This window comes from Streptomyces sp. NPDC023157 (genome assembly GCF_055560575.1).
Genome location: NZ_JBVHIL010000003.1, coordinates 471,398 through 484,419 on the forward strand (window position 1 = coordinate 471,398; position 13,022 = coordinate 484,419).

Sequence of the window (13,022 nt, forward strand, 5' to 3'; positions counted from 1 at the left end):
ACGCGGGCCGTCTCAGGTGTCGGGGGGCAGGTGGATGTCCAGGACGCAGATGTCGTCGCGATGCCGCGGGCGCCCCTCGACCAGCCTGCGGGCGAGGCTCCGGTCGTGCCCGTCGCGCACGAGGCCGACGGCGTCGGCGGCCAGCCGCGCGAGCCCTTCCTCCAGGTCCTCCGTGGGGACTTCGACGAGGCCGTCGGTGTAGAGCACGAGGTGGTCGCCGGGCATCAGGTCGAGCGAGGCCTGCCCGTACGGCGCGTCGAACGAGGCGCCGAGCAGGCATCCTTCGGGCTGGGAGAGGTAGCGTCCCTCCCCGTCGCGGATCAGCAACGGCGGCAGGTGCCCGGCCCTGACCCAGGTCAGCCGGTGGTCCTCGGGCCGGTAGCGCCCCATGACCATGGTGGCCGTGGCCGAGTACGACTCGGTGGCGGTGTGGAGCAGCAAGGCGTTCAGGCGGCTCAGGACGACGGGGAGCCGGGATCCGGTGATGGCCATGCCCTTGGCGGTGAAGCGGAGTTGCGCCATGGTGCCGACGGCCGTCAGGCCGTGCCCGGCGACGTCCCCGACGACGAAGAGGGCCTCGCCGTCGGGCAGCGCGATGGCGCTGTACCAGTCACCGCCCACGTTCACCCCCGTGTCGGCCGGCACGTAGGCGACGTCGACGCACAGGTCGGCGAGGTCCAGGGACTGCTCGGGGATCGGCAGAAGGGTCTCCTGGAGCCGCGCGGCGAGGGCACGTTCGGCCTTGAGCATGCCCCGCTGGACGAGATTGGAGCGTTCGCTCTCGCGGAGGGCGATCTCGGTGCCGCGCTGGGCGGTGAGGTCCTGGAAGAAACCGTGCACTTCGACGGGGGTGCCGGCCGCGTCCTTGTGGGCCTCGGCGACGATCCGGAGGTGCCGTACGCCGTGCGCGGTGCTGATGCGGAAGGGCTGATCGATCGCCCGACCGTCGCCGAGCAGGCGCTGGACGGCCGTGCCGAGGCGCGGTAGATCGTCCGGTACGAGGTGGGCCGGCAGCTCCTCCAAGGTCATCGGCCCCAGCCTGCGGTCGCGCACGAAGATGGTGTAGACCTGATCGGACCAGGTGATGGTGTCGGTCGCCAGGTTCCAGCTCGCCCAGCCGAGGTTGCCGAGGCGTTGCAGGTCCTCCAGGCGGCGCGCCTCGCGTTCGCTGGTGTCGTGGCGCGTCCAGCAGGCCACCAGGCGGCCGTCCAGGGGGGCCGCCCGCACCGAGTAGACGGACTCGTACGGCACCCCCTGGGCGGCCTCCTCGTACCGGAACGGAAGCCCGTCGTAGACCGTTCCCGTGGTCAGGGCGTCGAGGTACCCGTCCCACAGATCGGTGCCGGCCACCGTCGGATAGGTCTCCAGGATCCTGCGGCCGACCAGTTCCCGGCCGCGCCGCCCCGCGACGTCGACCGATTCGGCCGTCGCCGCGTCGATCCGGAAGTCCTCGACGCGCCCGTCGGCCGAGCGCAGCGGGGTCAGCAGGACGGCGGGTCCGGACAGGACGTCGAAGATCCGCTGGACCGCCGCGACGCTCTCGTCGCCGTCCGCCGGCTCGGGGGCGCCCGGTCCCCCGGCCGCGCGCAGCGGCCCCTCGCAGAGCTTGGCCGCGCGGCGGAGCAGACCGCGCGTGCCGTTGTCGAAGGGCCCGGGCGTCGTCCGGAAGAACCCGACCGCGAGGGTCGCGGGCCCCGGCTCCGGCAGCGGGATCCAGGCGCGCGACGGCCAGGGCCCGGGTGAGCCGCCGATGAGGAGGTAACGCTCCGCGTCCGCCTGGGGGCTTTCCAGCCACACCGGACGCTGCTCGTTCAGCGCCTCCAACGCCGCCACACCGGCCAGCGGCGGGATGTGGCTCCACTGCTCGGTCAGGGCCGCGTCACTGCCGGCGTGCCCGACCAGCTCCAGGCTCCCCGAGGCCGTCAGGGCGTAGATCATGACGGCGTCCACCTGCTCGGCTTCGCCGAGGACCTGTCGCAGCAGCTCCGCGACCTCGCTCGCGGTGCTCGTGGCCGCCAGGCCCTCGGCCAGGCGGGCCAGCAGCGCCCGCCTCCCCCGGTCGGGCGCTCGTGCCGAGTACCGGGCGGTGCTGAAGAGCGACGCCGCCGCTTCGGCCTGGGCGGGCGGCGTCGGGCCGGCCGTGCCGAAGGCCGCTGTCCGGCCGGTGGCTCCCAGGGTGAGCCAGCATTCCTCGGCCGGCGTGCAGTGGTGCCGCTCGGCACGCTCCTGCAGAAGTTCGTACGCCTCGTCGGCGGACACACCCTCCTGGGCCATGAGCACGCCCTTGGCCCGTTCGAGGACAGCGGCCGCCGCGGCTCCGGCCTCAAGGTCCGCGACCTCGGCCCGCAACCTGGCTACCACCTTGGCCAGGGCCAGCACCTGTGGAGATGCGCCGTCGGCCAGGGACGGGGGCTCGCCCTCCATATGCCGAGCATCCCACAAAGCCGGACGACGGGCGCCTCACCGCGTACAGGGTCCGGTAAACCTCGCACCCGCCCCTTCTGCCCCGGGGGCAGAAGGCCGCGGGCCCCGGGCCCGGTGAACGGCGAAGCCTCCCGCACCGCTGGTGGGGGAGGCTTCGTTCCTGTCCGACCTCTACAACGCCGGCCGGTCGGCCCGGATGCGTCAGGACCGGGTCACGGGGCGCATCGCCAGGCCCTCCGTGCCCGCCCAGTACGTCACGCGCTGGCCGTCGTCGGCCTGGAAGGACGCGACGGGCATCGGCACGTCGACCGGCTTGTCCGGCTCGCTCTCGCCGCCGGGGCTGCCGAGGCCGAGGGTCATGGACGTCACGTCGTACGTGTCCATCTTGCCGCCGGTCGCGAGCAGCCCGGCGTACGCCTCGGCGCCGGGGGCGAGGGTGAGGACCTCGCCGGGGTCGGTCTCCCGCTTGACCGGGGCCGGGCCCTTGGCGTCGCCGAGCGTGACCTCGGGGGCGCCCTGGAGGTCGCACTTCCTGCTGCTCGCGTTGGTGGCGACGAGGAGGATGTGCCGGACCGGCTCGCCCTTCGCGTCGTAGTTCGTGGCGGAGACGGACAGGTCCTTCATGGTGCACAGCGCGATGCCGGAGCCGTCGTCGCCGCCGCTCTTCTTGCCGCCGCCGGGACGCTTCGCCGCCGACGGACTCGGCTTCGACGGGCCCGCCGAGTCCGACGCGCTCGGCGACGCCGTCGAACCCTTCGACGCCGACGAGTTGGGCCCGTCCGATGACTTGCCTCCGCCCGCGGCATCGTCCGAGGCGGGCCCGCAGGCGGTGGTCGCCAGCAGCGCGGCCACGGCCGTGACGCCCAGCGCGTACGTCCTCCAACCGCGTGGATTCCTGCGGTTCTCGAAGGCACCAGCGTTCATCATTTCCCCCTGTGATCAGCCGTGCTCAGCCGTACGCGGTCGTACTCAGCGGTGCTCAGTAGGCCGCGCTTCGGTGGCAGACCGATTGTGCGGCATGAATCGGCCACAACTCGCTTGCGGCGATGCCTTGTTGACGCATTGAGACATAGGTCCCTCGCGAGACCCCGGCCCCCTACTTGTTCACGACGACGACGGCGTTGCCGACCGGGCGTTCCGTGGGGCCGCTCGCGGTCCAGCTGTCCATGGGGCGGTTGGCGAGGCCGCCCTTGGTGACGAGGGTGGTGTCGCCGCCGATGCCCAGGCTGAGGGCGTCCTTGGCGCCGAGCCACTTCATGACCTCGGCGGCCTCCTGGGCCGTGACACCGACGCTGGTCCGGGGGTCGCGCCCGTCGATGGTGACCAGGAGAAGCTCGCCGGCGGCGGTGACACCCGCGAGGGTGCGGGGGTGGCGCTCGACGACGGCGCTGCTCGGGGTGCCCCACACGGGGTCGTGCATGCCGTTGGCCACCGTGTTGATCAGGGCCTCGCCGTTGCGGACCAGGGCGGGACCGCCGCCCGCGACCGCCGAGAAGGCCGTGCCGGTGACCGACTTGCCCTGGGCGTCGGTGATGGAGGTGCCGGGCTTGAAGCTCTCACCGACGACGGCGTGGGCGCGCAGCCAGTCCGCCCCGGTGCCGATGCCCTGGAGGATCCTGCTGCCGGCGGGAATGGGGCCGCCGGTGGCCCGGATCTCGGTGACCTTCCAGTTGCCGTCCATGACGATGTCGACGCTGTCGGCGGCATCCGGTCGCGGGGTCACCGGCCCCCACTCGGGCCGGAAGATCACCACTTCGTCGTCGTCGACGCAGAGGGCCCCTCGCCACGGCTTGGCCTCGGGGTTCGCGCCCTTGCCGTCGAGGCGGTGGTCGTCTCCGATGCCGCCGCAGCCGCGGATCCGGCCGGGCGTGCGGTTGATGCCGTCGACCGGACGCGCGTCGCCGTTGGCGGCGGTCACCTGGGTCTTCGAGGTGACCTCGTCGACGCGGACCCGGGCTCCCGCGCCTTCCAGGAGGAGGGCGGTGCGGCCGTTGTTGGCCTCGCTGAGGAGGTTGTTGCCCGTGACGTAGAGCCCCTCGGGGTCTCCGCCGAAGCCGGAGTAGTCCGTGTTGGTCGGCGAGTCGATGTCGAACTCGGAGCCGTTGACCGCGACCAGGGCGCCGGCCGCCGTAGCCATGTCGCGGACCGTCTGCGCCGTGCGGACGTCCTGTCCGTGCACGGCCTTGAAGGCGACGTTCGCGGTGGGGTCGACCTTGACCACCTGCACCTGCCACGGCCCGGTACTGGAGGAGCCGTCCTGGGCCGTGTAGACGGTGCGGGCGGAGTACCCGGAGGTTTCCAGCCAGCCCTTCATCCGGTTCGCCGCGGCCTGGTTGCCGGCGTCGAAGCGCCCGACCCGCACCATGTTCTCCGGCAGGAAGCCGCCGCTCCCCGTCAGGACGGGCACCTGCCGGGTGTCGACACGGCCGGCGAACCCCTTGTCGGCCAGGTCGGCGACCATGGCGTCCGCGTACGTCCTGTTGCCGACCCGCCAGCTCCTGCCGCCCGGTCGGTCGATCTCCAGCTCGACCGACCACAGGTCGGACGCCCGGCCCTGGCTGAACTTCTGGTACGTGATCCCGGGCGCGATGTCCTGGGCGGGTTCCACGACCGTTTCGAGATCGGCGGGGCCCAACGGCATGTGCTCCGCGGTGACGTTCGCGTCGTCCGCCACGGCGGACGCGCCGGGCGGCAGCACGACCATGGACGTCAGGGCGATGGCAGCCGCGAGGCCGCGACGAAGTCTGGGCAAGGCTCTCCTCAGATAGACAAAACGATTCGGCAGGCGGCCCGGCAGCCTGGTCGGGGCGGACGCGTCGGTGACGCCCTCGTCAACGGGCCAGGTCAGCGTACGAGGTCGGACAGGTGCACGCACCTCGGGGCGGCGACGTCCGGCCTGCCCCTGTGACAAGCACCCACTGCCTTGAGACCCTTGCCCCATGGGGGACTTGGGGGATCTTGAGGTGAATCGTCAGGGAGAGGTCGGGGCCGGGCGCGGGGTGGGCCCTGGGGCAGGGGTCAAGGCCGGCCTCGCGGCAGCGGGGAGCACACTTCCGCGGCGCGGCGGCCGGCTCGGGGTGGCCGTCCTCGTGCTCGTGGCGGCCTGGGGGCTCGCGGGGACGGCGATCGTGCTCGCCGTCCTGGCGGGCGGCCCCTGGAGCAGCGATCAGGGCTTCTTCCTGGTCGACACCGCCGACGCGCTCGTGTACGGGCTCGTCGCGGCCGTCGTGCTGAGCCGTCGCCTGCACCCGGTGGGCTGGCTCGTCGCCCTGACGGCGGTGGGCACGGGGGTCTCCGCCGTCGTCGCGCAGCTGGGGGTCCTGGCCATGGCGTCGGCGGGCGGCCCGCCGCCGAGCTGGGTGATCCTGCAGAGCACGGCCTGGGTGCCGGGGACCCTGGTGCTGATGCTCGTCGTGCCGTACCTGCTGGCCGAGGAACGACCGACGCGGGCCGCCCGCGCCGCGGTCGGCGTCGGCGGGGGCGCCATCGGGGCCACCCTCCTCGTCCGGCTCACCGACCCCTGGCCGTGGCCCGCGACGGGCGAGCCCTGGTCGCCGCTGGCGATCCGCGGCGAGGTGTGGGCGCGTCTCGCGGAGCCCGCCGACCGGTGGATCCAGCTGGCCGTCGTCGTGCTCGGCCTCGCCGCCGCCGGGCACGCGGCCCGGCACCGGTACCGGGACCCGGCCGCCCGTGGTCTCGGCTGGCTCGCCGTCGGAGTCGCGCTGATGTCCTCGACGTTCGTCCCGCTGCTCTTCTGGACGGAGGGCGAACCCGGCCCGGCCGTCGGGCTCTTCACCACCCTCGCCCACCTGGCCTCCCAGGCGTTCTTCCCGGCCGCCATCCTGGTCACGGTCCTGCGCCGGCGCATGTTCGGCATCGACCTGGCGATCAGCCGGACCCTGACGTGGACGCTCCTCACGGGCGTGCTGGTGGCGGGCTACCTCGCCGCGGTCGCGGTCCTCGGGCTGCTGCTGCCGGGCGACGACGGCATGGTCCGGGTGCTGGCCGCCGCCGCCACCGGGGCCGGGGTCCAGCCCGTGCGCGCCCGGCTGCAACGGCGCGTGGACCGGCTCGTGTACGGGGAGGGGGCCGCGCCCGCGCTCAGCCGGGTCGGGCGGCACCTGGGGAGCGCGGGGAGCGTGGAGGAGTCGCTGGCGGGGATGGCGGAGTCCATCGCGGCGTCGTTCAACCTGGGCGACGTACGGATCGTCGACGCCGACGAGGGCGAGGCGGAGGCCGAGGGCGGGGGCGGGGACGTGAGGGACGTCGCCGTCGCGGTGCCGCTGGTCGTACGAGGGGAGCGCGTCGGCGTGCTGCTCGTGACCCCGCGGCCCGGTGAGCGCCTCGACCGGCGGGCCCGCGCGGCCCTCGACGAGGTGGCGCCGCTGGTCGCCACCGCCGTACGCCTGGCCGCCGTCACGCGGGCGCTGCGGGAGTCGCGCGGGCGGCTTGCCGCGGCCCGCGACGAGGAACGCCGGGTGCTGCGGCGCGAGTTGCACGACGAGATCGGGCCCGCCCTGGCCGGCATCGGGCTCGCGCTCTCCGCCGCGCGCAATCTGCTGCCGGACGGTGCGGACCGGGCCGACGAGCTGCTGGCCCGGTTACGGGGCGAGGTCGACGCGCGAGGGGAGGAGGTCCGGGTGCTCGCGCGGGGCCTCGTACCGCCGGTCCTGACCGAGCTGGGCCTGGTCGCGGCGCTCCGGGAACTGGTCATGCGCTACGAGGCGGACGGTCTGACGGTGCTCGTCCGGGAAGAGGGCGACGGGCTCGACGGCACGCCCCAGGAGGTCGCGGGCGCGGTGTACGCGATCGTCGCGGAGGCGATGCGCAATGTGGCACGGCACGCCCACGCCCGGCTGTGCACGGTCGAACTCTGCTCGGCCGAGGGCCTGTTGAACGTGTCGGTGCAGGACGACGGGAGGGGCATGCCCAGGAACGCGCGGCACGGGGTGGGCACGGTCTCGATCCGCGAACGGGCCGAGGGCGTCGGCGGCACCGCCACCTGGCGTCCGGGCGGGGCCGGCCGGGGCACCCGGCTGGAACTGAGGCTCCCGTGCTGAGGGTGCTGGTCGTCGACGATCATCCCGTCTTCCGGCTGGGGATGTCGGCGCTGCTCGGTTCGCTGACGGGGCTTGAGGTCGTGGGCGAGGAGTCCTCGATGGAGGCGGCCGTGGCGACGGCGGCCGCCCACGCGCCGGACGTCGTGGTGATGGACCTGCACCTGGGCGACGCGGCCTCGTCGGGGGTGGACGCGACCCGCGAGATCCTGCGGATCCTGCCGCGGGTGGGGGTGCTGGTGGTGACGATGCTGGACGACGACGACTCGGTCTTCGCGGCGATGCGGGCGGGCGCCCGGGGGTACCTCCTGAAGGGGGCGGACGCGGCGGAGATCGAGCGGGCGGTGCGGGCCGTCGCCAACGGCGAGGTGATCCTGGGCCCCGCCGTGGCGAGCCGGGCGATGGCGTACCTGCTGGGCCACGCGGGGTGGGGCGGGCCGGTGCCGCTGCCCGAACTGACGGTACGGGAAAGGGAGTTGCTGGACCTGGTGGCCCGGGGGCTGGACAACCTCGCGATCTCGCGGCGGCTCAGCCTCAGCCCGAAGACGGTCCGCAACCACCTGTCCAACATCCTCGCGAAACTACAGGCGGCGACGCGGGCCGAGGCCATCGTGCGCGCCCGGCAGTCGGGCCTCGGCGGCGGGCCGTGACCGGCTGGGCGGCGGGCCGGCGGAGTGCCCCGGCCCGCCGCCCGGCCGTCACACCCAGCGGATGGAGGACGCCTCGTCGTCCATCCAGCCCCCACTCCACGGCCCTTCCACGGTGCGGCCGGACACGCGGGTGTTGAACCAGCTGTTCTCGTAGTAGATGCCGTGGCAGCCGGAGTACTCCTGCGCCGATCCGATCTCGTCGCCCCAGTTGAAGTTGGTGTTGTCGTTGAAGTAGCGGAGGTTGCCCTCCTCGAACTCGACGGTCCCCCAGTCCCCGTCGCACCCGTGGTCCTTGACGAAGGTGAACGAGTGCCCGCCGAAGTTCGCGTCGTTGTAGATGACGGCGATGACCGTCGCCGCGTTCACCCCGAACCCCTGGGCGCCTTCGGCCGCGTCGAGCTGTCGCTGCGTCACCGTCCGCGCCCCGGCCGGCAGGCGGACGGCGCCGTTGGTCGCGTCGGCGATGGCCTCCGCGAAGGTGTCGAAACAGGCGGCCCGCTGGTGCGGCCGTACCGTGCAGTGCTCCTTGCCGCCACCGTCGCCGGTCGCGGCGGCGGCGACCCCCGAGGGGCCCGCCAGGGTCATGAGGGCCGCCACGGCGACCGCCCCGGCCAGAGCCGAGTTGCGTGAAAGGGACATCGTCGATGCCTCACCGTCTAGGGAGCGCGGCGTATCCGCGCCGTCGTCCTCCACCCTCGCCCGCCCCCTGTCCCCCGCACATGGGGCAGGTGTCCCGACCCCACGGGACATCGGAGGGACCGCCGTCAGCTCGTCGCCCGTACCGCGGTCGTGATCAGGTCGGCGACCCGGGTGGGCTCGGAGAGGAGGACGGCGTGGGAGGCGTCGGGGAGCTCGACGACGACGGCGCCGGCGCGCCGGGCGCCGAAGCGCTGGACCTGGGGGCCGATCGTGCGGTCGGCCCCGGCCACCAGGGCCCAGCACGGCTTCGTGCGCCAGGCCGCCGTCGGCACGGTCTCGGTGAAGGCCGCGGTGGCGAGCGGGCGTTGGGCCGCCGCCAGGACCCCGGCGACGTCCTCGGGCAGGTCCGCCGCGAAGACCAGCGGAAAGGCCGTCTCGTCGATGGTGAGCTCGACCGAGGAGCCGCCGTCGGGGAGCGGGTACCTCCACTCCTTCAGGTCGCTCTTCGGCGGGGCGCCGGGGAAGCGCCCCTGGAGTGCGGCGAGGCTCTCGCCCTCGTGGGGGGCGTAGGCGGCCACGTACACGAGCCCGACGACGTTCTCGGCGGCGCCCGCCACGGTGATCAGCGCACCGCCGTAGGCGTGGCCGACGAGGACGGCCGGCCCTTCGACCTGCGCGAGGACGGAGGCCAGGTAGGCGGCGTCGGACGTGAGGCCCCGCAGCGGGTTCGGTGGAGCGAGCACCGGTATGCCGCTGCTCCGCAGTTCCGAGATGACGCCTATCCAGCCTGTCGCGTCGGCGAAGGCGCCGTGCACGAGGACGACGGTGGGCAGGGGCATGCTGGTTCTCTTCTCGGTGTCGGGCGCGCCCGGGCGGGGCGGCGGGAGGCCCGTGCGGTGGTTCACGGTAGGTCCCGGGTGGGGCGGGTCTTGTCCGTACGCGCACCCGCGCGGGCACGGCGGCGCACTCCCGGAGCTCCGGGAACGTGTGTACGGACGGCTCCGGCGGTCCCGGACTCAGGACGGCATCGGCTCGAAGGCCGAGGTCGCCAGGGCCTGCCATTCGCTGGGACTCATGCCGTAGGCGCCCCGGAACGTGCGGCTGAAGTGCGAGGGGCTGTTGAAGCCCCAGCGGTGTGCCATCGCGGCCATGGTGATCCTGCGGTGGGACCTGCCCAGTTCGAGCCGGCAGAACTCGAGCCTGCGGTGCCGCACCCACTGGCTCACCGTGCTGCCGTCGTTCTGAAACAGCTTCTGCAGGTAGCGGACGGAGATGTGGTGGGCACGCGCGATCGACTCCGGCGAGAGGTCCGGGTCCATCAGGTGCTCCTCGATGTGGGCGTGGATCCGGGTCAGCATCGCGCCGCCCGTCCCGGCCGCGTCGGCTTCCTCGTCCGTGGTGTCCGCCGCGAGGAGCTCCATGACCAGGACGGAGAGGAGGTGCACGGCGGTCCGGGCGCGCCGGTCGCCCGTCGAGGACCGGCGGAACTCCGCCCTGGCGGCGAGCGCGGTCAGGAAGTCGGCCGCCAGCGCCCCGATCCCCTCCCCTCCGCGTACGGGTACGCCGAGCACCTGACGCAGTTCCGGCTCCGTGACGCCCAGATAGCAGCGGGGCACCCGGAAGAAGATCATCTGGCAGTCTTCGCCGAACCGCAGCAGGTGCCGTCGAGCCGGGTCGCAGAAGACCAGGTCGTTCGGCTCCAACAGGGTCCTGGCACGCTCGTGGACGACGGTGACGGGTCCACGGACATGGACGCCGAGATAGATGTGGTTCGGGTCGTTCGTGTCCGGCATCTCGGAGAGCGTCTGGACCAGCCACCCCGAGCGGGAGGAGGGCGAGGCCGGTTCAGGCGCTTGCCGGGGCACCCGTTCGGGCGCACGTGACATCAGTGTGTGGGGCATGGTGGTTCCTAGCCGTGGGTTCGTACGGGCGGAAGGCGGTTCACGCCGCTCTCGGCGGCTCCTCGGCCAGGAACTTCTCCACCACGGCGTTGAAGGCCGGCGGGTTCTCCAGGAAGGGGAAGTGCGAGCTCGCCACGTCGGAGGCGAAGACGTGCAGGCGTGCGCCGGGAATCCGCTCGGCGACGAAGCGCTGGGAATCGGGGTGCACATGGCTTCCCTCACAGCCGATCACCAGGGTCGGCACGTCGATCCGGGGAAGCACGTCCCGCCAGTCCTGCGCGCAGTGGTCGAACAGCAGCGGCACGCCCGCGTAGGCGGGGGTCGACCTGATCTCCTCGGCGACGAAGGCCAGCACCTCGGGGTCGGGCTCGCCGGAGAACATGCCGCGCACGAAGTCGGCGCGGACCGTGTCGCCCTCGGGACCGGCGAGGGCCGCGCCCAGGTGCAGCAGCCCCGGCACATCGAAGATGGCGCCGGAGTCCCGCTGTTCCCGCTCGGTCATCCAGGGCACGGCGGCGACCGCCGCGGGCTGGTCGACGGCGACGAAGCGCCGGATCCGTCCGGTCCCGTGCTGGTCGATGAAGCTCCACCACACCGAGACGCCCATGGACCAGCCCAGTGCGTCGAAACGGTCGAGACCGAGATGGTCGACGAGTTCGAGCACGTCGCGGGAGAGCCGGGCGACGCGGTAGCCGTGACGCGGTCTGCCGGACTTCCCGTGGCCGCGGAGGTCGACGGTGACGACACGACGAGCGGGCGCCAGCCCCTCGACCTGGTGGCGGAACATCGCCTGTGTCTGCCCCCAGCCGTGCAGCATGACCAGCGGGACGCCGTCACCGCCGGTGTCCTGGTACGCGAGCCGCGCACCGTCCGTCGTGATCATTTCCTTCATGACCTCTCCCCTGGTCAGGGGCGGTACACCCGCCCCGCCCGTCCCGAACATCATCGAATGGGGCCCGTCGCCCGCACCACCGCGAGCTGTAGGAATCGAGCGGTGGATCTTCCTCGCTCTGTCGAAGCGAGGAAGAGGTCAGGCGGCTCCGCCGGTGGCCGGGGCGAGGAGTTCCTCGATCCTGAGGCCGAGATGGAGCGCCAGCCGGTGGGCGCCGTCGTCGAGGTCGAGTCCGGTGATCTCCTGGATCTGGCGCAGCCGGTAGTAGAGCGAGGTGCGGTGGATGCCCAGCGTCTCCGCGGTCCGGGGAATCGATCCCGCGTGTTCGAGGAAGCTGCGCAGGGTGTCCCGCAGGCGGTCGCCGCCGTGGGCCTCGGTGAGGGTGCGGAGGGGCTTGGGCACCAGGGACGCGTTCAGGGCGTGCTCGGGGAGCTGGAGGAGTACGGCGAGCTCCCCGAGCCGTTCCCAGTCGCCGGCGCTCCGCAGGGCGGGCAGTCTGCGGGCGGCGCGGGCCGCCACGAGGGCCTGCTCGTACGACGTGTGGGCGTCGTACGGGCGGGGGTGCCGCCCGCCGACGCCGATCACCGGGTCGGCCGACGGGGCGAGGAAGGTACGGAGTTCGCCGAGGATGCGGGCGGACTGAGCGGTGACCTCGTCCGGGAGGGGCGGGCGGTCGCGGAGCTGGAGGAGGGTCGCCCGCTCCTGGCCGATGGCGATGAGTCCCTGGGCGGAGCGGGTCCGCCGGAACCCCTCCAGCGCCCCCCACAGGGCGGCCTCCGACTGGCGGACGAGCTCGGTGCCGGAGCGCAGCTGGACGACGGTGACGAGGACGTGCTCGGCCGCGCCGAGGAGCCCGAGTTCCCTGCCCCGCCGGTGTGCGGCGGTGCGCGCCGCGACGTCGGGGCCGACGAGTTCGAGGGCCAGGTCGCGTTCGGCGGCCTTCCTGGTGTCGGCGGCGATCTGCTCGCCGTACATCTGGGCGGCCATGGCGTCCGCGGCGCGGGCGATGCGGGCGGTGTCCTGTTCGCCCAGTGCCTTCTCGGGCACGACCACCACGAGCAGCCCGAGCAGGTGGCCGCGTTCGCGCAGCGGCACGACGTAGCGGGGCAGCAGTCCGAGGTCGTCGCGGCCGTCGATGAATCCTGGCCTGGACCACTGGGTGACGCCCTGCGCGAGGACGTAGCGGATGGCCGCGTTGTCGGCGCGGCCCTGGAGGAGGGTGCCGATGCGCACCGGGTCCTCGTCGCCGAAGTGACGGCTCGTGCAGACCATGCGGACCAGCGGGTCGTCGACGGCGACGGACCGGCCGAGCCGCTCCGCGAGTTCGTCGACGAGCGCCTGCAGCTCGGGGCTGCCGGGGCGGGCTCGCTGGAGCCTGACGGTCATGCGCTGTTCCTCTCGATCAACGGTTCCCCGCGGACTTCTGCATTCCGCGGTTCTTGATCAGTCTGAGGAAACG

Annotated in this window: 10 protein-coding genes; 2 read left to right on the forward strand and 8 right to left on the reverse strand. The window is 73.2% G+C overall.

Translation table 11 applies throughout. From position 1 onward, the window contains the following. Window positions 1–12: 12 nt before the first annotated feature. The 3 genes from ACZ3ZE_RS13150 to ACZ3ZE_RS13160 all read right to left on the reverse strand — a co-directional run bounded on the left by ACZ3ZE_RS13150 (window position 13) and on the right by ACZ3ZE_RS13160 (window position 5,176). On the reverse strand, window positions 13–2,424 hold the full coding sequence (locus ACZ3ZE_RS13150) for a SpoIIE family protein phosphatase (protein ID WP_363291447.1): 2,412 nt from the start codon (window positions 2,422–2,424) through the stop codon (window positions 13–15). A gap of 201 nt (window positions 2,425–2,625) precedes the next feature. After that, window positions 2,626–3,348 carry a DUF4232 domain-containing protein gene (locus ACZ3ZE_RS13155; protein WP_361174104.1) on the reverse strand — a complete coding sequence of 241 codons (723 nt, stop codon included), beginning with the start codon at window positions 3,346–3,348 and terminating at the stop codon, window positions 2,626–2,628. 172 nt (window positions 3,349–3,520) lie between these two features. Next, a complete protein-coding gene (locus ACZ3ZE_RS13160; protein WP_467259010.1) occupies window positions 3,521–5,176 on the reverse strand; it encodes a phosphodiester glycosidase family protein in 1,656 nt (551 codons plus the stop codon). Between the two features lie 211 nt (window positions 5,177–5,387). On the opposite strand from ACZ3ZE_RS13160, the gene ACZ3ZE_RS13165 reads away from it, so the two are divergent. Both ACZ3ZE_RS13165 and ACZ3ZE_RS13170 read left to right on the forward strand, forming a co-directional pair. Continuing rightward, a complete protein-coding gene (locus tag ACZ3ZE_RS13165) occupies window positions 5,388–7,484 on the forward strand; it encodes a sensor histidine kinase (protein ID WP_467259013.1) in 2,097 nt (698 codons plus the stop codon). Continuing rightward, complete coding sequence (locus ACZ3ZE_RS13170; RefSeq protein WP_467259016.1) at window positions 7,478–8,131, forward strand: response regulator transcription factor; 654 nt, start codon at window positions 7,478–7,480, stop codon at window positions 8,129–8,131. The genes ACZ3ZE_RS13165 and ACZ3ZE_RS13170 overlap by 7 nt, the downstream gene beginning before the upstream one ends. Window positions 8,132–8,179: 48 nt before the next feature. Here the strand turns inward: ACZ3ZE_RS13170 and ACZ3ZE_RS13175 are convergent, their stop codons facing one another. The 5 genes from ACZ3ZE_RS13175 to ACZ3ZE_RS13195 form a co-directional block, all read right to left on the reverse strand. Continuing rightward, window positions 8,180–8,770 (reverse strand): hypothetical protein, encoded by a 591-nt coding sequence (locus tag ACZ3ZE_RS13175; protein ID WP_361174093.1) that lies wholly within the window; start codon window positions 8,768–8,770, stop codon window positions 8,180–8,182. Between the two features lie 125 nt (window positions 8,771–8,895). Continuing rightward, on the reverse strand, window positions 8,896–9,609 hold the full coding sequence (locus tag ACZ3ZE_RS13180; protein ID WP_361174090.1) for an alpha/beta hydrolase: 714 nt from the start codon (window positions 9,607–9,609) through the stop codon (window positions 8,896–8,898). A 177-nt stretch (window positions 9,610–9,786) separates the two neighbouring features. Further along, window positions 9,787–10,563: a helix-turn-helix domain-containing protein gene (locus ACZ3ZE_RS13185; protein WP_467259019.1), complete on the reverse strand. Its 777-nt coding sequence runs from the start codon at window positions 10,561–10,563 to the stop codon at window positions 9,787–9,789. A gap of 148 nt (window positions 10,564–10,711) precedes the next feature. After that, window positions 10,712–11,563, reverse strand: a complete 852-nt coding sequence (locus tag ACZ3ZE_RS13190) for an alpha/beta fold hydrolase (RefSeq protein ID WP_361174084.1) — start codon at window positions 11,561–11,563, stop codon at window positions 10,712–10,714. A gap of 138 nt (window positions 11,564–11,701) precedes the next feature. Continuing rightward, window positions 11,702–12,949 (reverse strand): PucR family transcriptional regulator, encoded by a 1,248-nt coding sequence (locus ACZ3ZE_RS13195; RefSeq protein WP_442304147.1) that lies wholly within the window; start codon window positions 12,947–12,949, stop codon window positions 11,702–11,704. Window positions 12,950–13,022: the final 73 nt, after the last annotated feature.